The following is a 23,634-nucleotide window of genomic DNA, read 5'->3' on the forward strand; positions in this document are numbered from 1 at the left end:
GGGCTGGCTGTGTGATGTACCCTTTGTGGTGATTTACGTTGTTCCACCTACACGGATGTAAAGGGGTCTTAAGTGGCCGAGTTCATCTACACGATGAAGAATGTTCGCAGGGCCGTCGGTGACAAGGTCATTTTGGACAATGTCACGATGGCTTTCTACCCGGGCGCCAAGATCGGTGTCGTCGGTCCGAACGGCGCGGGTAAGTCCTCGCTGCTGAAGATCATGGCGGGTATTGACCAGCCGAATAACGGCGAGGCATTCCTCGACCCGGGCGCGACTGTGGGCATCCTGCTCCAGGAGCCGCCGTTGAACGAGGAGAAGACGGTCCGCGAGAATGTCGAAGAGGGCCTGGGCGACATCTTCGAGAAGAAGCAGCGCTTCGAGGAGATCGCCACCGAGATGGCCACGAATTACTCCGACGAGCTCATGGAGGAAATGGGCAAGCTGCAGGAGGAGCTCGATGCGGCTGACGCGTGGGAGGTCGATTCCAAGATCGAGCAGGCGATGGAAGCGCTCCGCTGCCCGCCGTCGGACTCGCCGGTGACCAACCTCTCCGGTGGTGAGCGCCGCCGCGTGGCCCTGGCCAAGTTGCTCCTCACGCAGCCGGACCTGCTGCTTCTCGACGAGCCGACGAACCACCTCGACGCCGAATCCGTCCTGTGGCTGGAGAAGCACCTGCAGGACTACCCGGGTGCTGTCCTGGCTGTGACACACGACCGCTACTTCCTCGACCATGTCGCGGAGTGGATCTGCGAGGTCGACCGCGGCAAGCTCTACCCGTACGAGGGCAACTACTCCACCTACCTGGAGAAGAAGGCTGAGCGTCTGGAGATCGCCGGCAAGAAGGACCAGAAACTGCAGAAGCGCCTGAAAGGCGAGCTGGAGTGGGTTCGCTCCTCGCCGAAGGCACGCCAGGCGAAGAATAAGGCGCGTCTGGAGCGCTACGAGGAGATGGCGGCCGAGGCGGAGCAGTACCGCAAGCTCGACTTCGAAGAGATCCAGATCCCGACGCCGCCGCGTTTGGGCAACAAGGTCGTGGAGGTCAAGGACCTGAACAAGGGCTTCGACGGCCGCACCCTGATCAAGGATCTGTCGTTCACGCTGCCGCGCAATGGCATCGTCGGCGTGATCGGCCCGAACGGCGTGGGTAAGTCGACGCTGTTCAAGACGATCGTGGGCTTCGAGGAGCCGGATTCCGGCTCGGTCGAGGTCGGCGAAACCGTCCAGATCTCCTATGTCGACCAGAACCGCGAGAATATCGATCCGGAGCAGACGGTGTGGGAGGTCGTCTCTGACGGTCTCGATTACATTCACGTCGGTCAGAACGAGATGCCGTCGCGTGCGTACCTGTCCGCGTTCGGCTTCAAGGGCCCGGACCAGCAGAAGCCGTCCAAGGTTCTCTCCGGTGGTGAGCGCAACCGCCTGAACCTGGCTTTGACGCTCAAGCAGGGCGGAAACCTGATCCTCCTCGACGAGCCGACCAACGACCTCGATGTCGAAACCCTGGGCTCTTTGGAGAATGCGCTGCAGAAATTCCCGGGTTGCGCCGTGGTCATTTCCCACGACCGCTGGTTCCTTGACCGAACTTGCACACACATCCTCGCCTGGGAGGGCAATATTGAGGAAGGCAAGTGGTTCTGGTTCGAAGGTAACTTCGGCGACTACGAGGCCAACAAGGTGGAGCGTCTCGGCGAGGAAGCCGCCAAGCCGTCCCGCGTCACGCACCGCAAGCTGACGCGCTAGTCCACGCAGCTCACCCACCCGCGCACCCACGATCGCGCGGGTGGACTCGCTTTGAGAGAAAGGATCCACGGACTCATGGCTGACAACGCCCCGAACAATATCCAGCACATCACGCTGCGCTGGAATGATTTCGACCGCTACGACCACCTGAATAACTGCAAGTTCCTGGATATTTCCCAGGAGGCGCGCATCGCGTTCATGCGTGAGAATTTCGCGGACCGCGACCAGGAATTCGGGGTGTTCGTCCGCCACGTGGAGATCGATTACCTGCGCCCGGTCATGGCGGACACCACCGCCGTCGAGGTGGAGACGACGGTGACGGAGATCGGAAACACGTCGTTCAAGACGCGCCAGGATCTCAAGGACCGTCAGGGCCGCGTGTGCGGCGTGGTCAACACGGTGCTGGTCGCCGTGGATCTGACCACCGCGTCCCCGCGCGAGATTACGCAGGCAGAGCGCGGAATCCTGAACGCCGGCTCCGGCGAGTCCGACAACTAGTGGCCACCGAGACGCTCACGATCGAGTCGGGGGCCGCCGGGCTCAAGGCGCTCGTCGAGCGTGCGCTTCATCTCGAAGCAACAGGTTCAGCACGCTTATCGACGCTTACTGACACCCCCACCCCCTCCGTCGACGTATACGTGACCACTCCGTTCAGTTGTGTGGCCTCGCGCCGGGTGGCGGGGCAGGCGTCCCGCGACGGGGCAGTAGTGTCGCTGCAGGATCTGCGTGACGCGCTCGCCGGTGTGCCCGACATCCGTTCCGGCTCCAGCAACGGAACGCTGGAGATCGGTCCTTCCCGCGACGCGAATTGGCTCGGCGCACTGCCCCCGAAGTCAGGCTATGTCCAGCGCGATATCGTGCCAGTCAATGTCGTGCGCGACCTCGCCGACCAAGGCCGCCGCCTTGCCCGGCAGTTCTCGGGGCCGATGGGCCCGCCGCGCTCGCTGCTCGAGCAGATCGTTCTTACCGCCGATACTGAAGAGACTGCAGGCAGCCCCGTCGACGTGCCGATGCGCATGATCTTCACGTGCACCTCGCTCGGCCTCATCCCGGGGCCTGCCGCTCCCGTGGAGATCCCGCGCCACCTGCGCATCTCCACCGCCGGGCGGTGGATCCGTCTCGATGCGCCGTTCGGCAGCGTCTACTACACCTCCGGCGGGATCAACCTCTTCGGTTGACCCTTTACCTGTTCGGTTAACCCTTTAACCGAACAGCTGCGTCAGGTGTTCCGACCCGAATTTCCGGGTCGGATCCATCTGCTCGCGCAGGGTGCAGAATTCGTCGAAACGCGGGTACATTTCCGCGAAATCCTCCCGGCCGAGATTGTGCATCTTGCCCCAGTGGGGGCGCCCGCCCGCCGCTTTGAGAATGTCCTGGATAGCGGGGAAGAACTCGTGCGGATTCATCGTCCGCGGCACGTGGAAGGCGATGTACATCGACTCCCGCCCAGTGGAAGTGGACAGCGCCACATCGTCCGCCGCGGTGGTGCGCAGCTCCAGGGGGAAGGGGATGAGCCAGTTGCGACGGTCCAGCTCCCGGCGGATCTCGCGCACGGCCTCCGGGCCGGCATCAAGGGGGACGGCGAATTCGGTCTCGTGGAAGCGCACCCGGCGCGGGGTGGCGAAGACGTCGTGTGCGCGCGAGCGGTAGCGATTCGCCGCCATGGCGCCCGCGGCCACATTATTGAGCATGGGGGTCGTCTTCGGGGCCGCCTTCGCGATAGCCAAAGCCGTGGCGAAGGCACCGTTGCCGATCAAGTCGTCCTCGATGAACCGAGTGATCCGCCCGCGCACCTTGGGCTCCCCGCCAGGTGCCGGAGCGCCGGGCGCCAGCCGGGTATTGGATTTCACCATCGCGCGGTCAGTGTGCGGGAACCAGAACGCCTCGTAGTGATCGACGGCGCGGGAGCGTTCCTCCCAGGAATCGAGCACCGTATCGAGGCTTTCCGCCCCCTCCTCCGCGAGCAGGTCGAAGGCGTCAACACACTGCATTTCCACCTCGACGATGACACCCAATGCGCCCAGCGAGACGGTCACCAAACGAAGCATGTCCGGATCGGTGTCGATGGAGTAGTCGCGGCGCTCACCGGAGGCGTCGATAAGCGAAATGCCCGTGACCGTGCCCGCGAACCCCGTCCACTCGATGCCTGTGCCGTGCGTCGATGTCGAGATCGCGCCGGCGACGGACTGGACGTCGATGTCGCCCTGGTTCGCGAGCGCGAGCCCGAATGGCTGAAGGTATTCCGGGATGCGGTGCAGGCGCGTGCCGGCGAGGAAGCGCACGCGTTTGGTTTGCGTGTCGACGCGCATGATGCCCGCGAGCTTGTCCAGGCTGATCATCGCCTGCGTGCCCGCCGCGACCGGCGTGAAGGAGTGGCCGCCGCCGACCGTGCGCACCGACTGGCCCGCGGGAAGCGTGCGCACGATGTGCTGCACTTCTTCGATGGTGGCGGGGTAGTAGAACGCGCTCGGCGAGGTGCTCACTGACCCCGACCAGTTGGTGAAGCTCTGGCCGGTGCGCACCTCAGGTTTGCTGATCGTGAATGTCATCGCAGTGTCCACCCATTTCCTCTGTACGTGTCCCACATTTCTGCTGTCCCGTCTGGGGCGACGGCGACGATTCCGTCGACGTGCTCCGTCATCTCTCCGGCTTTCGCGTGGCGGAACCACACGAGGTCGCCGACGCTCACGCTGTCCGCGCCCGGCCCGTGGAGTGGGGTCTGCACCTCGCCCGCGCCCTCCGTCGCGGAATATTTGAGCCCGCCGGGGTGCACGGCCACGGGAACGCGGTCCGCGGCGGGCGGGCCGGACGCGATCCAGCCGCCGGAATTCACCGTCGCCCAGCCTTTCGCCGGGATGCGCGAGACCTGGCAGATGAAGAATGCGGCGGCGCGGTGGTTGACGGTGGCGAAATTGTCGAAGATGACCGGCGTGTAGAAGCCTGAGCCAGCCGCGAGTTCCGTCAACGTGCCTTCGTCCGCGCTCACGTCCAGCGAGCCCGTGCCGCCGCCGTTGACGAATTCTAGGTCCGCGAACCCGCGCGCCGCCTCAATGCACGCTTTGCGGCGCGGCGCGAGCTGCTCCATTGACGTGCGCCGCAGCCACCGTTTCACCGAGCCTGCCACGCCCGATTCCGCATCAGCCACTGACGCGACCTGCCCCTCGTACGCCATCAGACCGACAAGACGCAGGCACCGCTTATCGACGATCCCCCTCGCCAGCTCCTCCACCTGCTCCGGCGTGCGTACCGGGGAGCGCCGCGGCCCGATGACCGTGCCAGGCAGGTGCAGCGTGCAGTCCAGATCGATGGCCACCCGCACCGGCCCCGCGCCTTGCGCTGCCGCCTCGATCAACTCGAGGTGTGCGGTGCAGTCCACCATCACCGTGATGGTCTCGCGCAATTTCTGGTCCGCCGCGAGTTCGCTTAGCGCCGCCGTGTTCACGCAGGGGTAGGCCACGACGATGTCGTCGAAGCCCTCCTGCGCCAGGTGGATGGCTTCCGGCACGCTGTAGGCCAGGATGCCCTGAAACCCGTCGTGGTCCAGCGCCCGCCTCAGCGCCGCCACACTGCGCAGCGATTTCGACGCCACGCGGATCGGCAACCCGCGCGCCCGGCCGACCATCTGCTCGGCATTGTGATCGAATGCGGCGATATCCACGGCAGCGCATGGCGCCGCGATCTGCCCGCTTGCCACGAGCGGTGGCACGACCGCGAGCAGTGTCTGTGAAGGACTGATGACCGTAGATGGCATGACGCCATCGTAGTTTTACGAAACTAAATATGTGGGCGTTTTCGCGGTGCGAATTTCCCGCACCTGCGCCGTCACATCAAATTTCCGCTCTGCGGATTCATTCCCGGGTGGTCTTCCGGCTGGTTGATCAACATGTAGGCCACCCGCTGCATGTGGTTCCACAGTGCGTGGCGCTGTGCCGGCAGCAGCTCGTCTTCGGTGAACTGGTCGAGGGAATTCTCCATCAGCTCCAGCCAGCGCTCCGCCTCTTTCATGCCGATCTTGAAAGGGAAGTGGCGCCGGCGCAGCATCGGTGCCCCGCGACGCTCGGAGAAGGTCTGCGGTCCGCCCCAGTACTGCACGAGGAACCACCGGAGACGGTCTTCCGCTCCTTCGAAGTCGCCTTCGGGGTACATGGGGCCGAGGAGGTCGTCGTCAGGCACTTGCTTGTAGAAGCCTCTGACAAGCCGGCGGAAGAAGTCCTCCCCGAGTGCCTCGTACATCGTCTGCGCATTTCTGTCCATTGGTCCCAATCCTACGCTGCCTCCTGCGGCGTGGTCGTGAATGTAAACCCCGAACTGTCTGATCAAAATGGACCGCTTGGTCTATTGTGCCTAACAAGATCAGAAAGGATTGTGATGTCTGCCGGATTCAACACCGATTCCATTCACGCCGGGTACGAGCCGGACTCCCTTTACGGGCCGATCAACACCCCGATCTACGCGTCGACCACCTTCGCGCAGGACGATCTGGCGGTGACCCGCAACGGCTACGAATACACCCGCGTGGGCAACCCGACGATCACGGCGCTGGAGAAAACCGTCGCCGCGCTGGAGAAAGCCGACTACGGTGTGGCATTCTCCTCAGGCATGGCGGCCGTGGACTCGCTGCTGCGCATCCTGCTCAAACCTGGCGATCACATCGTCATCGGCAACGACGCCTACGGCGGCACCTACCGCCTTATTCAGCAGATCTTCTCCCAGTGGGGGATCGAAAACACCCCGGTGGATATCACGAACACCGACGAGGTCGCCGCCGCGATTCAGGACAACACCAAGGTCGTCTGGGTGGAGACCCCGACCAACCCGCTGCTGTCCATCGCCGACATTCAGGCGCTCGCCGCGATCAAGGGCGATGCCACCTTGGTTGTCGACAACACCTTCGCCTCCCCGTATCTGCAGCAGCCGCTGGAGCTCGGTGCCGACGTGGTGCTGCACTCGACGACCAAGTACATCGGCGGCCACTCCGACGTCGTCGGCGGTGTCGTGGTCGGCCGCAACACCACAGAAGGGCACGAGGGCGTTTCGGCGATCACCGCGGGCAGTTTCGATGCGCTGAATAACCTGGAGGAGCAGCTCCGCTTCTTCTTCGGTTGGGTCGGTGCGATTCCCTCGCCTTTCGACACCTACCTCACCGGCCGCGGCCTGAAGACCCTCGGCGTACGCATGGACAAGCACTGCGACAATGCCGAGGCCGTGGCCAACCACCTGAATGCCTCCGACAAAGTCGACCGCGTCTATTACCCGGGGCTTGCGGACCACCCGGGGCACGACATCGCCGCCCGTCAGATGCGCCGCTTCGGCGGCATGGTCTCTGTCGCCTTCAATACCGCCGAGCAGGCCATCACGTTCTGCCGCTCCACCAAGCTGTTCTGCCTGGCCGAGTCCCTCGGCGGCGTCGAGAGCCTGCTCGAGCACCCGGCCACCATGACCCACGTCTCCGTGGCCGGTTCCGCCCTCGAAGTCCCGCCGACGCTGGTGCGCATCTCCGTCGGTATCGAGGATGAAGCTGACCTCATCGCCGATCTGGAGCAGGCGCTCGCGAAGCTCTGATAGGGCCGGTGGATTACGATTGCAATCGCGCCCGGCGCGGCCGGTAAAGCCCCAGGTCAGTTTTGGTTGACGTGGTAATGATGCAATGTATATCCACCGGACTTAAGGGGCAGACTCGGGGCAGCCCAAGGGGCCGCCCAGGGGGGCAGTGCATGGCCGCCCCGAACCACTTAGGCCTGTGCGTCCACCTTCCGGTTCCGAAGCGCCCGCGCGACGCGGTCCTGGCCCTCGGAGATGATGCGGCGCAGTCCCGTCGGCATGTCGCCGCCAAGGAAATCATCGGCCTTGGCGATGGCCTCCTCGGAAACATCCCACAACGGGTACATGCCCTCGAGCGTGCGCTGCGCCATCTCGTTGGTCAGACGGTCCCACAGCTGCGGCGCGACGCGGAAGTACTCGTCGGCCAAGCCCTCGAGACCTTCGCGGGTGAACGTCAGGCCGTCCATGAGGAAGCGGGATTCGAGGTTGGTGAGATCCTCGCTCACCAGCTTGTCCCACGCCCAGCGCTTATCGACGCTCGCCCGCGCCCTCAACCTCGACACCGCCCCCTCCGAGGAGGCGTCCTTCTCATCCTCGGCAGCCGATACCGGCAACTCTCCTGCCGCAATGAGGTTCGTGAGTGCCAGCCAGCGCGTTTCCTGGTTGTCGGAGGTCTCTAGCAGCTGCGTGAAGTGATCCACCGTCTCCTTTTCCGGGGTGAGGCGGGCTAGGGCGCGGTCGAAGACGACGGCCGGCTCGGCACCGCGGAACGCGGAGTTGAGCAGCCCCATGCCCTGCGAGCGCCAGTCGTCGGCGACGTACTGCTTGACTGCCTGCGTGGCCTGGGCCAGCAGACGTTCCTGCACACTCGGGTGGGTCTCCTGGCGGGCGAAGCGCGCGACCAGCTGCACGAACTGGCGGGCAGGGATAAAGCCGTCGCGCACGGACTCCCACAGAGACGACCACACCAGGGTGCGCGCGAGGGAATCCTCGATCTCGCCGAGGTGCTCTAGAGCGAAACGCTGGTGCTCCTCAGTCAGGCCCATCAGGCAGTAGGTGAGATCGTCGTCGTTGACCAAGGCGAGGTCGTGATCCACACCAGACAGTTCGGGGATCTCGGTGCGCTCACCGGCGACATCGAGCTCGACCTGCTTGATGCGGGTAACGGAGCCGTCGATAAGCGAGTACAGCCCGACGCGGACGCGGTGGGTGCGCATGACGTCAGAGTCTTGGACGACAGCGAAGCTATCCGCCGAGATATCCGGGCGGAGGCGGGACACGCCCGTGGTGCGCAGCCACTGCTGCGCCCAGTCGGACAGGTCGCGGCCGGAGGCCTCCTCGAGTGCTCCGAGCAGGTCGGCGAACTCGGCGTTGGAATAGGCATGGTTGTCGAAGTGCCTGCGCACACCGGCGAAGAACTCTTCGTAACCGACATACGCCTGGAGCTGCTTGAGCACACTAGCGCCCTTGGCGTAGGTGATGCCGTCGAAGTTCTGTTCGGCGGTCTCGATATCCGGCGCATCCGCCGCGACGGGGTGCGTCGACGGGAGCTGGTCCTGGTTGTACGCCCACGCCTTTTCCACCGATGCGAACGTGGTCCATGCCTCCGGGTACTCGCCGATGCCCACCTGGGCTGTCGCCGCGGACCAGGTGGCGAACGACTCGTTAAGCCACAGATCGTCCCACCACCTCATGGTGACCAGATCGCCGAACCACATGTGGGCCATCTCGTGGAGGATCGTGTCGTTGCGGCGCTCGAGACGGTAAGGAGTCGGCTCGGAGGTGAAGACGTACTCGTCGCGGTAGGTCACCGCGCCGACGTGCTCCATTGCGCCCATGTTGTACTCGGGGCAGAAGATCTGGTCGTACTTGTCGCCGAAGGGATAAGTGCGGCCGAATTTCTCGTGGTAGAAATCGAAGCCATCTTTCGTCTGCGTGAACAGGCGCTCCGAATCCATATGCGGAATGAGGCTTGCGCGGGCGTACAGGCCCAGCTCGATCGTCCGCTCCTCACCGTTATCGGTGCAGGTGTAGGTGTCGGAGACGCGCTCGAATTCGCCGGCGCACACGCAAATGAGGTAGGTCGACAGCGGGTAGTCGATCGTCGTGCAGGTGGTGGCGGTGCCGTCGCCGTTGTCGGTGCGCTCCACTGCTTCGTTGAGCACCACGACATAGCGTTCCGGCGCGGTCACCGAGATCGCGTACGTCGCCTTGATATCGGGCTGGTCGAAGCAGGCGAAGGTGCGCATCGCCATCGCTGGCTCGAACTGGGTGTACAGGTAGTCCTTGCCGTCCGCCGGGTCGGTGAATTTATGCAGGCCTTCGCCCGTGCGGGAATAGGTGTGGGTGGAGGTCACCACCAACTCGTGGGGGCTGGAGGAAAGGGGGAGGACGCGGCCGTCGATAAGCGTGCCGTCGAGTGTTGCCTCGAAGCTATCCGCAACGAGGTCGAAAAACGTCTCGCCCTCTTTTGATTCAAACGTCACCGTCGTGCGTGCGGTGAAGGTGTCCGTGCCGGTGATATCCAGCGCGATGTCGTAGCGCACCTCGCTGATCAGCTCGGCGCGGCGTTGGGCGTCGGATCGCAACAAATTCGTCTTCATGCAAACCAACGTACCCTTGGGGCCATGACTCAAAAAGTGACTTTCTGGTTCGATGTGGCATGCCCGTTCTGCTGGCTGACGTCGCGGTGGATGAAAGAAGTAGAGAAGGTGCGCGACGTGGAGATCGAATGGGTCCCAATGTCGCTCGCAGTGCTTAACGACGGCCGCGATATCCCCTCCGACTACGCCAAAGCCATGGAAGCCAACTGGGGCCCGGCGCGCGTGTTCGCCAAAGTGAAGGACGAAGCCCCGGAGAAGGTCGACGAACTGTACACCGCCATGGGCACCCTCGTGCACCCCGGCGGCGAGGGAGGCAAGAAGGGCTTCGGCGCGTACGACGCGATCATCGCCCAGGCACTTGAGCAGGTCGGCCTGGACGCCTCTTTTGCTTCTGTAGCCAACGATGATTCCTGCGACTCCAAGCTCCGCGAATACCACCAGGGCGCCATGGACGCCGTCGGCGACGAGGTGGGCACCCCGGTGCTCAAGCTCGGCGACAACGCCTTCTTCGGCCCGGTGATCACCCGCGTGCCGGAAGGCGAAGAAGCCGGCAAGCTCTTCGACCACGCAGTCGGCCTGGCGGACTTCCCGTACTTCTTCGAGCTCAAGCGCTCCCGCACTGAGGCACCGCAGGTCTAAACCCGCGCCGGCGAAGTTCCCGTAGGCTAGGCACCATGCGTATTTACCTTGGAGCTGACCACGCCGGATTCGAGCGGAAGAACGAGATTGCCGAGCACCTCAAGGCCAAGGGCTTTGAGGTCGTCGACTGCGGCGCGCACGAGTACGACGCCGCCGACGACTACCCGGCATTCTGCATCGCCGCCGCCGAGAAGACGGTCGCTGACCCGGAGTCCCTCGGTCTCGTGCTGGGCGGTTCCGGCAACGGCGAGCAGATCGCCGCGAACAAGGTGAAGGGTGCACGTTGCGCTCTCGCCTGGTCCGTAGAGACCGCGCAGCTCGCCCGCGAGCACAACAACGCCCAGCTCATCGGCATCGGCGGCCGCATGCACTCGCTGGAGGAGACACTGGCGATCGTCGACGCATTCGTCGGTATCGGCCCGGACCACCGTGTGGAGGAGCGCCACCAGCGCCGCATCGACATCCTCGCCCGTTACGAGGAGACCGGCGAGACCGAGGAGATCCCGGCGCCGAAGACGCTGTAGTTTCTTCGTTTTTCGAGCGGTTAGTCCCGTCCGAATTGCGATTCCCAAAAGGCCAGGTCGGCTGTGACTGATGTGGCGCCAACCTGCAACGGGACTAACTTCCCCTACGCCGCCCGCGCGCAACGCGCAGGCCACCGCCAACCCCACTGGCAATGCCTACTGAAATGGACACTCTTTCCTCGCGCGACCACCCTCGAAGAGGAATCATCGGAAAGCATGAGGGGGAAACACAGAAAACAACAGGGGTTGGGCCTGGAAGAGATTCGGCAGATCGCAGCCGTCTTTCCACGTGCGGCAGTTACGGGGCCAGCGGCCGCGCTCGCACGAGGGCTTCCCACCTTGGGGTGGGTGGAGACGGTAGATCTGCGGTATCTGTCGGGGGCGAAGTCGGGGAAGCAGCCGAAAGACCCGCGAGTGGTCTATCGCAGTGGACGGTTGAATCCTGACCTTGTCCAAGAACGCAATGGCATTGTGACTGTGCATCCAATCCAGGTGCTGTTCGATATCTACCGCTACTACGGACGCCTCGAGGCGCTGGTGCCATTGGAGCATCTGCGCTTTCACCAGCGCATTTCGCAGGATGCGTTGCTGGATGCGATCAAAAGCATGTTGCCCAGGGCTAATGGGATCCGGGGGTTTGAAAAACTGGTGAGGTGGAGCGGGGGGACATCGCAAAGCCCGCTGGAGACGATCGGCCGCGACGCGGTGTTACGGGCGAATATCCCGGAGATAGAGAAGATCGAGTTTCAGGTGGCGTTTGAATATGCCGGGCCATTCGGTGAGTATTGCCGGGCGGTCGTTGACATGCTGATCAACGGGTGGCTGGTCGTCGAGCTTGATGGGCGGCTCAAGTACGAAGGCACGTACGGAGCACCCACGGATGTGATGCTTGCGGAGTTGGAGCGCCAGAAGCAGCTGCAAAGTCTGGGACTCGCCGTGATCCGCGCGGGCTGGCGCGATGTGATGGGAGGGAAGCTTATCGACGATATCCGCCGCATTCTCCGCGCTGACCGCAAAGCTGCGTGATCTACCCGTGCCACTGCGCGAGCCGTTCGCGCAGAATCTTGTCCGCGTCGTCGTGGGCGGCGCGGTTTCCTTCCACCGTCCCGCCGAGCATGATCTGCCACCCGTTCGGGACATCATCGGCATTCGGGAAGAACGCGTGCCCCGCATCCGCGTAGACGTGCGCCTCGATGTTCTCGCCCTGCTCAGCGAGCGCACGCGCGGCGACCTCGGCCTGCCACATCTGGTCGGCCTCGCCGCCGAAGAGCAGCACGTTTCCGCCGAAATCGCTGAGCTCGATCCGGGCATCGTCACCTGCATTCGCCGCCGCAGCTTCATACGTCGGGCGGTAGGAGACCGGGTAGCTCGTCGCCATATCCCACATCATTTTCGCGCCAGCGCTTATCGACGACTCCCTGAACGACGCATACCCCACCGTCTCACCACGGTCAGTGAATGAGGGCAGCTCCTCGCCCCTGGCGAAGTCCAAGCCGCTGTACGAATAGTGGGCCGGTGCGAAAGCGACCAGGTTGTCCACCGGGTAGCCCCTCGCCGCAAGCAGCTCGACGAATTCCGCGCCCTTGGACGTGCCGATCACAGTGACGGGGCCTTCACCCTCGGTATTGTCCTTGACGTAGTCGGTGACCTCGTCGAACTGCTCCAGGGGGACATTCGCGAGGGTCGGTTTCTGATTCGGCTGGCCGAAGAAGAAGAGGCTCAAGACTTCGTAGCCGTCGTCGGCAAGCTGCTTGGCGCGGGAGTAGTCCGGAGACCCTTCCGACCCGCCGTAGACCACGACCACCCCGCTGTGCTTCTTTTCTACCGGGTGGAAGTGGAAGCCGTTCAGGTAGTCGCCTTCGATGGCGGTGACACGCTCGGATGTGTCGTAGGAGGATTTGTCCGAGCTCATGCCCTCGCCAGCCGACTGCGTGATCGGGTACTTATTCCCGTTGTAGGCGCGCAGCCCGAAGACCACGAGTATGACCACGAGAATGACGGCCAGTACCCAGAGCAAGACTTTCCCGATGACGCGCAGTGCTTTCATACTCCTACTATCGCACCTTTTGAAGGTCAGTGGGTAGTGGTGGTTTGGGTGTAGAGCTTGAGGCGGGGGCGACCGCCCACAAGCGTGTACGTGCTGGTCATTAGTGCTTCAAAGGTGTCGTCGCCACGCACAGCGGTGGCGTTGTAGACCAGGGCGGCGGAATCGGTGCCGAGGGGGATGACTCGGGGATCGCGGATCTCGTAACGGTCCCATGCGGGTGCCTGGTTCATGGTGCTGGCGATTGTGGGCTGGTCCATGACCATGCCGTTGACAAGCACCATGACAGCGTCGTCGGTCATGAGATCGCCGTAAAAAGTGCCGCCGGTCTGGGCGCACAGTGCATCCCAACCATCGTGTTCGAGCTGGAGGAGAGTGTCGAGGTTCATGGACCCTTTCTTACCAGCCAGCGAAGTGCCGTTCGAGACGGACCGGGCCGGTGATAAGTGAAAGGCCGAGTTGGGCGAGGGCAGCGTCGGATACGTTCAGCTTGAGCGGGCCTGTGCGCAGTACAAGGGAGCGGTGCGTACGGATGGTCAGCGTCGAGGAAGTCGAGGCGGCGAGTTTCACATGCATGCCGTTCTTTGTCTCGTGGAGCGCGTGATGGAACCAGGCGGCATTGTCGACTAAGAAAGCGCCGTCGACCTTGACCGTAATGCGGTGGTCCGAAATGGGGCCGTAGCCGGTCGTGGGAAAAAGACGCACGCGGGGATCAGCCTGGAAGAGATCGGGGATGTCGAGGGCGGAGTTGAGGTAGATGGTGGCGTCGAGGGCGAGCCAGGAGCTGACCACCAGTTCGAGGACACCGGGGTTGTCGAATGCGGAGTGGTGGGTGAGATAGACGCTGATGTCGGTGGTGTCGAAGCGGACGCCCGCAGGGCGGGCGATCGGGTGCGTGATCCGGTGGGCGAGAGCGGTGGTCTCGGCATTCTTCACGCGGGCTTCTTCTGCGGCATCGGGGAAGCGGCAGCCGAAGTCCTCTTCGTCGTGGACGGCGATAGCGGCGGGCTCGTGGACGAAAGTCGCGCCGGCGTTCCAGGCGCGGAACCCGAATTCCCAGTCCTCGCCGCCGTAGCCGACGAAGGATCCGTCGAAACCGCCGATGCGCTCGAAAAACTCCCTCGAGCAGGTGAGCACGGAGGAGATGATGAACCGCCAGGAGGTGTCGTCGGGGGAGGAGAGGTGGTGGGTGGTAGACCAGGCGTCGATAAGCCATTGGGGCTCGGTGCGTTCGGGGCCTGTCAGCCGGGTGCCCACGACGACAGCGTGCGGATCCGCTTTGATGTGGCGCGTGGAGGCGGCGAGGTAGCCGGGCTCGGGGACGGTATCGCCGTCGAGGAACGCGAGAATCTCGCCGTTCGCGTGGGTTGCGCCGAGATTGCGCGCGGCGGCGGCGCGGAAGCCACGGTCTTCTTGCGTGACGACGGTCGCGCCGGGCACGTCCGGCACCTGGTCAGACCCGTCGTCAGCGACGATGATCTCCACCTCGTCGGCGACGTCCTGTGCACGTACCGCAGCGACGACGCGGGCAAGATGCTCGGGGGCGTTGTAGTGCGGAATGACGACGCTGATCATGCCTGTCTCTCCCAGAGTTCATTCCACTTCGCGGCAACGTCGTCCCATGTCCACGACGGCGGATCGGCGGGGCCGGATTCGGTGAAGGCATCGATGGCGGTCGCCCAGCTGCCGGGTGCGGACGGGTCGACGAGCGTGATGCGCCCCGGTAGCCAGTTGTCGATCTCACGGGTGTAGTCCGAATCGGTCGCGAGCACGTGCCGGCCGGCCCCCAGCCAGGTCATGAGCGACCCGGAGGCGGAGAAGTGCTTGTGGGCGCACACGGGCACGGCGATGCGGCCCATTTCAGCGGCGAGTTCGTCGTCGGTCAGCCAGCCAGTGATCTCCGCGTCGAGCCCGGAGTCTGTGGCGCGCCGGAGCAGACCGTCTGCCCACTCCTCGTGGCCGGACGACACGGAGCCCAAGAACCGCAGGCGGTAATCGGTGCCGGCCAAAGCGTCGATCACGTCCTCGTGGCCCTTGCCGGGGTAGAGGAAGCCCAGGACACCGACGGTGCCGGGCTCCGGGGCGTACGTGGATTCCACACGCGGGATGGGCAGATGAACCATGGAAACTTCCACGCCCTGGGAGCGGAAGAAGCGGGCCTCATGGTCCGAATTGGTCACGGCCACGCCGCCGGTTTCGTTGCAGGCCTGCGCTAGGCGCAGATAAGCCGGTGCGCGGCGAGCGAAGCGCTCGTCGCCCTCCTCAGGCTGAGGGATGTCATGGAAGCTGACGCTCACGCGCCGCTGCCCGATACGCGTGAGGAGGTTATCCACGGCGGCAGCGGGGCTGTCGCCGAAGAGGTGGTCGGTGAACGTGGTGTGGATGAATCCATCGGGCAGTTCCGCGTTGCTGAATTCGGTCTCACGGAGCACATCGGCCTTCGTTGCGGCAGCGAGGGAGAAGGCATATTCCGTCACGCCGTGCCCGTCGGGTCCGACGACGAGGTGAGTGGGATGGCTCATTCGGCAGCCTCCAGCAGTTCCAGGTTGGCGATGCGCTCGGCATGCCGCTTAAGGCCGTGCTGCACCAGCGCAGGCCGGGCGCGGTAGTGATCCAGCTGCGCGGAGACGATCTCATCCCAGGGGATCTCGTCGCCGCCGCGCCGGGTCCACGAGGTGCGGTCAGAAACAGTAACGCCGAGGGCGGAGGCGGCGTGGGCGTCGATCGGTGCGTCGAGCTCGCCCAGCATCTCGTAGTCCGGCAGCATGACGTCGCCACGCAGGCCGAGTGCCTCGCGGGCGCGGGAGGCCACCACAGCAAGGGTCTCGTTATCGGGGTGGTTGACGGTGTGCCAGACAGGTGCGGTTTCCAAATAGTCGGAGACCACGACTGATCCGTGGCGCTGTTCACGGGAGCGGATCTGCTCGACGGACATCGCCGCGGCGCGCACATAGGCATCGTGGAACGGGCGGTGTGCGACAGGCTCATCGTCGCCCCGGGCAGCGGCAGCAAGGATGCGCAGGTCGTGGTACGGGATCACCGGTGGGTTCAGCGATGAATCCGCCGGGTCGCGGATGATGGCCTGGTAGGGCATGAGGCCGTCGTAACGCATGACGGGGACGACGACGTGGCGCGCGCCCCGGGGCAGCTGCGCCAGTGTCTGGGAGGTGCCCACGGGCAGGCCGCGGTAATCGTCACGGATGGGTTGGGTGACCAAGATATCGGTGCGGGCGAGCATCTCCCCGAGCCACTCCATATCGGCCTGCTCCAGCTCATGAACTGGGGGAATACGCGTCGAATCGACGTCCCCGGCAGAGGAGATGAGGCGGCGGAGGGACTCGGCTTGGCAGTTCCCGACGACGGTGAGAAACGGCATGGTGCCCCAATATAGCTGTGGGAATAGGACCCCCGTGCCGACGTGTGCAAAAACGTTTATATTAGGGACGGTATTCGGCCGTGGTCCGCGTGGACCTCGGCCGCCATTTGCGAGTAGCTCGGCGGAGGGACGGTGGGATGAAAGTTCTTTCAATCCCTGCAGAACATGTCTATCCGCAGGCGATCAAGCCTGATAACGCGAGCTTTAATCCCGATCCCGATATCAACGGCAATTGGTGGCCTCACCCGGCGCTGGAGGCACAGTGGTGGGATGAGCCACGGGATGTCGATGTAGTGCACATTCACTTCGGGTACGAGCACCGCACCCCGGAGCAGCTCCAGGAATTGGTTGACGCACTGCCGGTTCCGCTTGTGGTCACGGTGCACGACCTTGATAATCCGCACCTGTCGGACCCGGACGACCAGGAACGTCACCGCGCGAATGTGGGGGTGCTCGTGCGCGCGGCGAAGCAGGTGGTCACGCTCACCGAGTGCGCCGCGGCGACGATCGCACAGCGCTACGGGCGTGAGGATGTGGCGGTGGTGGGGCACCCGGCCGTCGTCAAGCAAATGCCCGACGTCGAAGCTGCCGCAGATGCCGCTGTCTTCCTGAAGTCGCTGCGCGCGAATGTCGTGGCGGAGGTCGAGTTTTACCGCGAGATCGCGCAGCATGTGCCCCTCACTGTCTACGCGCACGACGTTGCGGCCACGCGCGAATTGCGCACCGAGCTTTCGCTTATCGACGGGCTCTCCCTAGTCACCCATGACTCCCTCGACGATGCAGCTTTGCACAAGGCTGTGGCAGGCCACCGCGTGTGCATCTTGCCGTATGTGCGGGGAACGCATTCTGGCTGGTTGGAGATGTGTCGTGACCTGGATGTGAGCGTGGCTGTGCCGGACTGCGGCTGCTACGCGGATCAAGCCGACGCGCCTGAGGCTGTGGCTGTGTACCGTGCTGGCGACGGCGCCGCTGCCGGACGTGCCGCAGCTGCGTTGCTGGCGGCGGACCCGGTGCCGTACCGCGGCGACCGTGATGCGCAGCTTCGCGCGATTAAACAGGTGCACGCCGACATCTATGCCGCGGCTGCCGAGACGGGGGCGCGGCAATGACGATCACGCTGCCTGCCACAGGCGATGTGCGAAGCGGCCCGCGTTTGCGGATCGCGTTCGTGGCACCCGCGCGGTACCCGATCCGCGAGCCGTACGCGGGCGGGCTGGAGGCGTTTTGCCACACAATGGTGATGGCTCTGCGCGAGGAGGGCCACGACGTGGATTTCTTCGCCGCGAAAGGGTCCGACGGCAACGTCAAAGAATACGAACTACCTGGTGTGGACTGGGGTGCGCACCCTGAGGACGCCACGGACACCACGTACCCGGCGGGGGAGAAAGAGCGTGAAGAGCGCGCCTTCCTGCGCTTGAGGTCCTACCTGGTCAAGCAGCAGTACGACGTTGTGCACAACAACAGCCTGAGCCCGGCTATGTTTCCGTCGGTGTACTCGCCCGAACCGCTTCCGATGCTCACGACTCTGCACACCCCGCAGCTTGCTGAGATTCAGCAGGCGGTCGATGCGGCAGGTCAGCTGGCAGGCCGGTTCGCCGCGGTGAGCACGACCACGTCCCTCAGTTGGTGCATGCCCACGCCTGTCGAGGTCATTCCCAACGGTGTCAACGTGCGGCGCTGGGCTTTTGGTCCGGGCGGCGACGGGGCGGTGTGGTTCGGTCGCATCGTTCCCGAGAAGGGTCTTCACCTGGCGATGGATGCGTGCCGTCTCCTCGGTTTGCCCCTGACCATCGCTGGCCGGAAGGGTGAGCACGCGTATTTCCAGGAGGAGATCGCCCCTCGCCTGGACGGCCGGCTGATCCGTTGGGTCGGCGAGTTATCGCACGCCGAACTCCGCGGACTGGTCGGCCGCCATGCAGTCTGCGTGGTCACGCCGCGCTGGGAAGAGCCGTTCGGACTGGTGGCATTCGAGGCAATGTCGTGCGGCACACCGGTGGCGGCTTTCGACCGCGGCGGGATGGGAGAGCTGCTCGCTGACGCGCCGGCGGTGCTCGTCGAACGGGATGACGTTGTCGCCCTCGCGGGCGCGATTCATCGCGCGCTCCACCTCGACCGCGCCAAGGTCCGGGAGTGGGTGGTGGACAACCACAGTCTCACGCAAACGGCGCGCCGCTACGTCGATTACTACCGGGAGGTGATGGTCGGGTGAGCACAGCCAGAAAAATAGTCGGCATTTATGCCCACCACCATGGCAGCGGGCACATTCGGCGCTGCCGGAGGATTCAACGCGAACTGGCGGAGCTCGGGTGGGATGCCGTGATTTTGTCCACTGCGCCTGACGCGGACATCGTGCTTGCCGACGACGCCGGGCACGGCCACACCGGCCGAGCCATGACCGCAGGAGGCACTCTCCACTACGCCCCGTACGGCAACCGTGGCCTGCGTGAACGCTACGCAGCGATCGCATCCTGGGTCGACGAGAACGACCCAGCCGCGTTCTATGTCGACGTCTCTGCCGAGGTGTGCATGTTCCTGCGGCTCATGGGCGTCCCCGTGGTCACGTTGGCGATGCCTGGCTTGCGTGACGACGCGCCGCACCAGCTCGCCTACCGCCAGTCCGACGCCATCATTGCCGCCTGGCCCTCGTGGGTGCCAGTGCCCGACCACCTGCGCACGCATTCAGACCGCCTGCACCCAGTCGGCGGCATCACGCTGCTCGACCGCCCCGATGCAGCGCGTGGAGTCGACCGCGATCCGCAACACGTCGTGGTTATGGCTGGCCAAGGCGGGTCCACCTGGGATCCCGGTGACTGGGACGCAGTAGAAGCCGCCTGCCCCGGTTACCGGTTCACCTTCTTGACGGGTGAGAACCGTGTCGATGACCCGACGGAGTTGATCGCCAGCGCCGGTGTGGTCGTCGCGGCGGGCGGCCAGAACTCCATCGCGGACATCGCTCACCTGGGCGCCCCGGCCGTGATCCTTCCGCAGCCGCGGCCGTTCATCGAGCAGAAAGCCTCCGCAAAGCTGCTGGCACGCGAAGGTCTCGCCGTGGTGCCCGAGCGCTTCCCGGCGCCGGAGGAGTGGCCAGACGTGCTCGCCGCCGCCCGCGAGCTGAACACCGACTGGTCGCGTTGGGAAACCGCTGGGTCCGCGCGCCGGGCGGCCGAGGTGATCGCGCGAATCGCGGACGACCCGACAGACAGCACAGCTGCCATCGTCACGCTCGCCAACGCCGGTCGCGCCAGCCATCTGACGCACCAGGTCAATCTCGCGCCCGAGGGCACCGACCACATCACCGTCGCGCTCGCAGACCACGCACTGCTGGAAAAGGCAGTGCCGAAAAGCCACGTTGTGGACGTCGATAAGCAATCGGGCGCAAAAGGCGGACACCCGAACCTCGCGCGTGCCCGCAACCGTGGTGCCGCTGAGGCGATCGCGCGCGGCAACGAGGTCCTCATCTTCCTCGATGCGGATTGTCTCGCCGGCGGCGATCTCGTCCCGCTGTACACGAAAGCGCTCGCCGAGCACCCGGACGCTGTTGTCGCCGGTCCCGTGACGTACATGAAAGAAGGGGAGCTGCGGACCGTGCGGCCGGACCCCCACTCCGCGCGCCCGAACCCGCCCGCCGGCGAGATCGTCGCTGCCGATAATTACGACCTGTTCTGGTCGCTCTCCTTCGCGTGCACGGCGCAAACATGGCAGAAAATCGTCGACACCTTCGGCGGCTTCGACGATGCGTTTTCTGGCTACGGCGGGGAGGACACTGACTTCGCGTGGAACCTGCGCGAACACGGCATCGACCTGCTGTGGGTCGGCGGAGCGCACGCATACCACCAGTGGCACCCGGTCTCCTCGCCGCCGTGGGAGCACCTCGACGACATCCTGCGCAACGCGGCCGTCTTCTATGAGAAATGGGGTCAGTGGCCGATGGAAGGGTGGTTGCGCGCATTCGAGGAAGCAGGAGCAATCGCGCTTATCGACGACTCCTGGCAGCGCACCCCTTAGCCCTCCTGCTCCTCCATTTCGAGGCCGAGAAGGTCGGCAAGGCGCGTCAGGTCCTCGTGCAGCTCGCCGAGATCGATGGTGGAGTTCACTTCCTCCGCGTCTTCGGCGTCTTCGGTGTTCTCAGTACCGTCCACATCGTCCGAGCTGTCGAGTTCTGCGACCTGATCTTCCAGGGAGCGCTGGAGGGAATCGAGGTGCCCCTCAGTGTCGTCGACGAGCTTCTCGCCTTCCTCCCCGCGGTCGGCGGCAATGTCTTTGACCGCGTCGAATACGGCACGTGAAGCGTGAACCGCCCCGATCGCGTCGTCGACATCGTGTGCCGGCTGCTCGGTCTGACGAAGCGCCCCGCGCACGATCGTGTCCATGGTGATGTCGCGCGATTTGATGAAACTCGACTTGTCGACGGTCATCTTGAGCTGCTCTACATCGCCGATGAGCGCGTCCGCGATCTCGCGGCGCTCGCGCGGAGTGGTCGGCTCCTCCGGCTCAGATGCTTCCGCATCCTCTTCCGGCCACAGGTCCTTCTCGATGCGGTGAAACCCGAGCCACTCGGTGAAAGTCTGGTCGCGCTCCTTCAGGTCGCGGGCCTGTGCGGTGTACTCCTCCTCGCGAGCGTTGATGCGCTCGTCGAGCACGCCGACGGACACTGCCAGCGGGCTGATGCGCATGTATTTCTCGCGGGCGGCGGGGTAGAGCTCCTTGGCGCGCTCATCGTCGCCTGCGGCGTAAGTTTCCGCGAATTCCTCGACCTGGGGAAGGAACTCAGCGAGCTCCCTGCGCGCGAATGTGACGTAATTGTCGCGGGCATCCTCGAGGCGCTCCTCCACGGAACCTTCGGCGGCGGTGTCCGTATCGCCGGTGACGGTGAACCGCGCTGGGCCAATATCGGGTCCGCGCCAGCCGAGTTTGCAGGCGGTGGCGTACTCGCCGGGCTCCAGCGAGACCTTGAGGTCAGCTGATGAGCCCGGCGCGATCTCGTCCCGGCTGCCGTACACGCGCCCGCCTCCGGGCGCGAGCACGAAGAATGCGAGGGGTGCACCAGCGGAATTCTCGACAGAAAAGGTCGCCGTGCCCGCCTCTACCGAGTCCTCCGACACCGTGCACTCGGTATCGGATGCGGTGACCTCGATGGTCTCCCCGGGGGTGTCCTGCGTGCACGCGCTCAGCGTGAAGGTGAGGGACGTCGCCGCGAGAAGGGAAGGGAAGCGCTTCATGGTGCGACTATATCCATTCCCGCGCGGGTGACTAGAACTTCGGCGCGCGACGCTCCAGGAATGCTGCGACGCCCTCTTTGTGGCCGGGGCTTTGCAGCAGCTCGGTCTGGAAGCGGGCTTCGTTGACCATGCTGTTCGGCAGCTCGGTCAGCGCGACGCGGTTCACAGCACGCTTTGTCTCAGCGACAGCACCGCGCGGGGACGCAGCGAAACTTTCGGCCCACTGCTTCGCTTTATCAAGGGCACCACCAGTCGGCGTGACCTCGGCGAACAGGCCGAGATCAACGGCGTCGGCAGCAGGAATGCGCTCCTGCAACAGGACCAGCTGCATGGTGCGGTGCCTGCCTATCGACGCCGCCAGCGTCGCCACCGCGCCACCGTCCGGCATCAAGCCGATGCGGCCGAAAGGCAGGGTGATGAATGCGGATTCTGCAGCGACGATGAGATCGCACGCGCAGGCGAGAGATGCGCCGACACCAGCGACAGCGCCCTCGGCGGCGGCGATGACAGGCACGTCGGCACGCGTGATCGAACCGATCATGTGCTCGATGCCGCCTAGCGAGTGCGCAGCAACCTCCGTCGTGCCCTCACCGGTGAATGCCTCGATGTCCATGCCGGAGCAGAAGGACTTCTCGTCGCCGGTGATGATGATGCACCGCACGTCGGGGTTGGCATTCGCCGCTTGGACGGCATCGCCGATGGACCAGTAGGAATCCGGCTCCAAAGCGTTCCGCTTGGCGGGGTTGGAGATGCGGATGAGGGCGACCGCGCCGTCGATAAGCGAAGTGATGTTGCCCTTGAGCTCGCCTGACATAGCTGCCTCTACTTGACGAAGCCTGCGAGGCGACCGGTGATGATGTCCGCCGCTTCGTTCGCGATGCGCGGGACCAGCTCGCCACAGGTCGGGATGTCGTTGATGACGCCCTGGACCATGCCGCAGGACCAGATGCCCGCGTCCAGGTCGCCGTTCTCGTAAACGGTGCGGCCACGCTGGCCCGAAACCAGGTCGCGGACCTCGGGGAACTGCGCGCCAGCATTGAGCTTTTCGACGACCTCGCGGCTGACCTCGTTGGATGCCACGCGCGCGGTGTTGCCCAGCGTGCGGAAGATGAGCTCGGTGTCGAGCTCGGAGCGCTCCACGATCGCTTCCTTGACGTTGCGGTGGACCGGAGCCTCCTCGGTGCACAGGAAGCGGGTGCCCATGTTGATGCCCTCGGCGCCGAGCGCGAGCGCTGCAGCCATGCCACGGCCGTCGGCGATGCCGCCGGAAGCGACGATCGGGATGTCGAGCTTGTCCGCTGCTGCCGGAAGGAGCACGAGGCCCGGGATGTCGTCCTCGCCTGGGTGGCCAGCGCACTCGAAGCCGTCGACGCTGACGATGTCCACGCCCTTGTCCTGCGCGCTCAGTGCGTGGCGCACGGAGGTGCACTTGTGGATCACGGTGACGCCCGCGTCCTTGAGCATCGGAACGAGCTTCGCCGGGTTCGCGCCAGCTGTCTCGACGATCTTCACGCCCTTCTCGACGGCCACACGCAGGTACTCCTCGTACGGCGGCGGCGTGATCGTCGGCAGAATGGTCAGGTTCACGCCGAACGGCTTGTCCGTCATCTCCCGCATCCGGTCGATCTCTTTGCCCAGGTCCTCCGGCGACGGCTGCGTCAGCGACGTGAGGATGCCCAGGCCGCCCGCATTCGAGACAGCGGATGCCAAGTCGGCCGTGCCGACCCACTGCATGCCGCCCTGGATGATCGGGTGCTCGATGCCGAGCATCTCGTTGACGCGGGTCTGGATTGCTGCCATTGTCGACTCTCCTTGAATCTCGCCGTGATTGTTCGGACTACCTAATGAGAGCCACATTACACATTGACTAAAAGTGTTGCGTAGGTAACGCGAATTTTGGTCGGGATGAACGCGTCGCCTCCGGCCAGGTTCGCTGAAAGGCCAC

22 protein-coding genes are annotated in these 23,634 nt (G+C 64.6%); 10 read left to right on the forward strand and 12 right to left on the reverse strand.

What is annotated here, in order from left to right; translation table 11 throughout:
- The first annotated feature begins 72 nt into the window (after window positions 1–72).
- The 3 genes from ettA (at window position 73) to J5Y21_RS02205 (ending at window position 2,921) form a co-directional block, all read left to right on the forward strand.
- Window positions 73–1,743 (forward strand): energy-dependent translational throttle protein EttA, encoded by a 1,671-nt coding sequence (gene ettA, locus J5Y21_RS02195; RefSeq protein WP_210572350.1) that lies wholly within the window; start codon window positions 73–75, stop codon window positions 1,741–1,743.
- 75 nt (window positions 1,744–1,818) lie between these two features.
- A complete protein-coding gene (locus J5Y21_RS02200; RefSeq protein WP_210572352.1) occupies window positions 1,819–2,241 on the forward strand; it encodes a thioesterase family protein in 423 nt (140 codons plus the stop codon).
- Complete coding sequence (locus J5Y21_RS02205) at window positions 2,241–2,921, forward strand: hypothetical protein (RefSeq protein WP_210572354.1); 681 nt, start codon at window positions 2,241–2,243, stop codon at window positions 2,919–2,921. Before J5Y21_RS02200 ends, J5Y21_RS02205 begins: the two co-directional genes overlap by 1 nt.
- Window positions 2,922–2,945: 24 nt before the next feature.
- Here the strand turns inward: J5Y21_RS02205 and J5Y21_RS02210 are convergent, their stop codons facing one another.
- From J5Y21_RS02210 to J5Y21_RS02220, 3 genes are all read right to left on the reverse strand, one after another.
- Window positions 2,946–4,292 (reverse strand): D-arabinono-1,4-lactone oxidase, encoded by a 1,347-nt coding sequence (locus J5Y21_RS02210; protein WP_210572356.1) that lies wholly within the window; start codon window positions 4,290–4,292, stop codon window positions 2,946–2,948.
- Window positions 4,289–5,494: an alanine racemase gene (locus tag J5Y21_RS02215; protein ID WP_210572365.1), complete on the reverse strand. Its 1,206-nt coding sequence runs from the start codon at window positions 5,492–5,494 to the stop codon at window positions 4,289–4,291. Before J5Y21_RS02215 ends, J5Y21_RS02210 begins: the two co-directional genes overlap by 4 nt.
- Before the next feature lie 71 nt (window positions 5,495–5,565).
- Window positions 5,566–5,997 (reverse strand): globin, encoded by a 432-nt coding sequence (locus J5Y21_RS02220; RefSeq protein WP_210572367.1) that lies wholly within the window; start codon window positions 5,995–5,997, stop codon window positions 5,566–5,568.
- A gap of 114 nt (window positions 5,998–6,111) precedes the next feature.
- On the opposite strand from J5Y21_RS02220, the gene J5Y21_RS02225 reads away from it, so the two are divergent.
- Window positions 6,112–7,305: a cystathionine gamma-synthase gene (locus J5Y21_RS02225; protein WP_210572369.1), complete on the forward strand. Its 1,194-nt coding sequence runs from the start codon at window positions 6,112–6,114 to the stop codon at window positions 7,303–7,305.
- Between the two features lie 170 nt (window positions 7,306–7,475).
- Here J5Y21_RS02225 and pepN read toward each other — a convergent pair whose 3' ends face one another.
- Complete coding sequence (pepN, locus tag J5Y21_RS02230) at window positions 7,476–9,887, reverse strand: aminopeptidase N (RefSeq protein ID WP_210572371.1); 2,412 nt, start codon at window positions 9,885–9,887, stop codon at window positions 7,476–7,478.
- Between the two features lie 24 nt (window positions 9,888–9,911).
- On the opposite strand from pepN, the gene J5Y21_RS02235 reads away from it, so the two are divergent.
- The 3 genes from J5Y21_RS02235 (at window position 9,912) to J5Y21_RS02245 (ending at window position 12,076) form a co-directional block, all read left to right on the forward strand.
- A complete protein-coding gene (locus J5Y21_RS02235; RefSeq protein ID WP_210572373.1) occupies window positions 9,912–10,526 on the forward strand; it encodes a DsbA family protein in 615 nt (204 codons plus the stop codon).
- Between the two features lie 35 nt (window positions 10,527–10,561).
- Complete coding sequence (locus J5Y21_RS02240; RefSeq protein ID WP_210572376.1) at window positions 10,562–11,050, forward strand: ribose-5-phosphate isomerase; 489 nt, start codon at window positions 10,562–10,564, stop codon at window positions 11,048–11,050.
- 348 nt (window positions 11,051–11,398) lie between these two features.
- Window positions 11,399–12,076, forward strand: a complete 678-nt coding sequence (locus tag J5Y21_RS02245) for a hypothetical protein (RefSeq protein ID WP_210572381.1) — start codon at window positions 11,399–11,401, stop codon at window positions 12,074–12,076.
- A 1-nt stretch (window position 12,077) separates the two neighbouring features.
- Here the strand turns inward: J5Y21_RS02245 and J5Y21_RS02250 are convergent, their stop codons facing one another.
- From J5Y21_RS02250 to J5Y21_RS02270, 5 genes are read right to left on the reverse strand one after another with little or no spacing between them, the layout of a single operon-like run.
- Window positions 12,078–13,097 (reverse strand): acyl-CoA thioester hydrolase/BAAT C-terminal domain-containing protein, encoded by a 1,020-nt coding sequence (locus J5Y21_RS02250; protein WP_210572383.1) that lies wholly within the window; start codon window positions 13,095–13,097, stop codon window positions 12,078–12,080.
- Between the two features lie 26 nt (window positions 13,098–13,123).
- Window positions 13,124–13,483 (reverse strand): nuclear transport factor 2 family protein, encoded by a 360-nt coding sequence (locus tag J5Y21_RS02255; RefSeq protein WP_210572386.1) that lies wholly within the window; start codon window positions 13,481–13,483, stop codon window positions 13,124–13,126.
- A 10-nt stretch (window positions 13,484–13,493) separates the two neighbouring features.
- Complete coding sequence (locus J5Y21_RS02260) at window positions 13,494–14,669, reverse strand: glycosyltransferase (protein WP_210572387.1); 1,176 nt, start codon at window positions 14,667–14,669, stop codon at window positions 13,494–13,496.
- Complete coding sequence (locus J5Y21_RS02265) at window positions 14,666–15,616, reverse strand: glycosyltransferase family 1 protein (protein ID WP_210572388.1); 951 nt, start codon at window positions 15,614–15,616, stop codon at window positions 14,666–14,668. The genes J5Y21_RS02260 and J5Y21_RS02265 overlap by 4 nt, the downstream gene beginning before the upstream one ends.
- Window positions 15,613–16,470 carry a WcbI family polysaccharide biosynthesis putative acetyltransferase gene (locus J5Y21_RS02270; protein WP_210572389.1) on the reverse strand — a complete coding sequence of 286 codons (858 nt, stop codon included), beginning with the start codon at window positions 16,468–16,470 and terminating at the stop codon, window positions 15,613–15,615. Before J5Y21_RS02270 ends, J5Y21_RS02265 begins: the two co-directional genes overlap by 4 nt.
- A 137-nt stretch (window positions 16,471–16,607) precedes the next feature.
- Between J5Y21_RS02270 and J5Y21_RS02275 the strand changes: the two genes are divergently transcribed.
- Genes J5Y21_RS02275 through J5Y21_RS02285 form a run of 3 tightly spaced genes read left to right on the forward strand, consistent with a single transcriptional unit; the run spans window position 16,608 to window position 20,475 of the window.
- Window positions 16,608–17,579 carry a glycosyltransferase gene (locus J5Y21_RS02275; RefSeq protein ID WP_210572391.1) on the forward strand — a complete coding sequence of 324 codons (972 nt, stop codon included), beginning with the start codon at window positions 16,608–16,610 and terminating at the stop codon, window positions 17,577–17,579.
- Window positions 17,576–18,679 carry a glycosyltransferase gene (locus tag J5Y21_RS02280; RefSeq protein WP_210572392.1) on the forward strand — a complete coding sequence of 368 codons (1,104 nt, stop codon included), beginning with the start codon at window positions 17,576–17,578 and terminating at the stop codon, window positions 18,677–18,679. Before J5Y21_RS02275 ends, J5Y21_RS02280 begins: the two co-directional genes overlap by 4 nt.
- On the forward strand, window positions 18,676–20,475 hold the full coding sequence (locus J5Y21_RS02285) for a galactosyltransferase-related protein (RefSeq protein WP_349236911.1): 1,800 nt from the start codon (window positions 18,676–18,678) through the stop codon (window positions 20,473–20,475). Before J5Y21_RS02280 ends, J5Y21_RS02285 begins: the two co-directional genes overlap by 4 nt.
- On the opposite strand, the gene J5Y21_RS02290 is transcribed toward J5Y21_RS02285, so the two are convergent.
- From J5Y21_RS02290 to J5Y21_RS02300, 3 genes are read right to left on the reverse strand one after another with little or no spacing between them, the layout of a single operon-like run.
- A complete protein-coding gene (locus J5Y21_RS02290) occupies window positions 20,472–21,689 on the reverse strand; it encodes an imelysin family protein (RefSeq protein ID WP_210572393.1) in 1,218 nt (405 codons plus the stop codon). The two genes, J5Y21_RS02285 and J5Y21_RS02290, sit on opposite strands and share 4 nt — an antisense overlap.
- Window positions 21,690–21,720: 31 nt before the next feature.
- Window positions 21,721–22,503: an enoyl-CoA hydratase-related protein gene (locus J5Y21_RS02295; protein WP_210572394.1), complete on the reverse strand. Its 783-nt coding sequence runs from the start codon at window positions 22,501–22,503 to the stop codon at window positions 21,721–21,723.
- A gap of 8 nt (window positions 22,504–22,511) precedes the next feature.
- Entirely contained in the window at window positions 22,512–23,489 is a 978-nt protein-coding gene (locus J5Y21_RS02300) for a nitronate monooxygenase (RefSeq protein ID WP_210572395.1), read from the reverse strand.
- Window positions 23,490–23,634 lie beyond the last annotated feature (145 nt).

This window comes from Corynebacterium sp. Marseille-P3884 (assembly GCF_017942225.1).
Lineage (GTDB): Bacteria > Actinomycetota > Actinomycetes > Mycobacteriales > Mycobacteriaceae > Corynebacterium.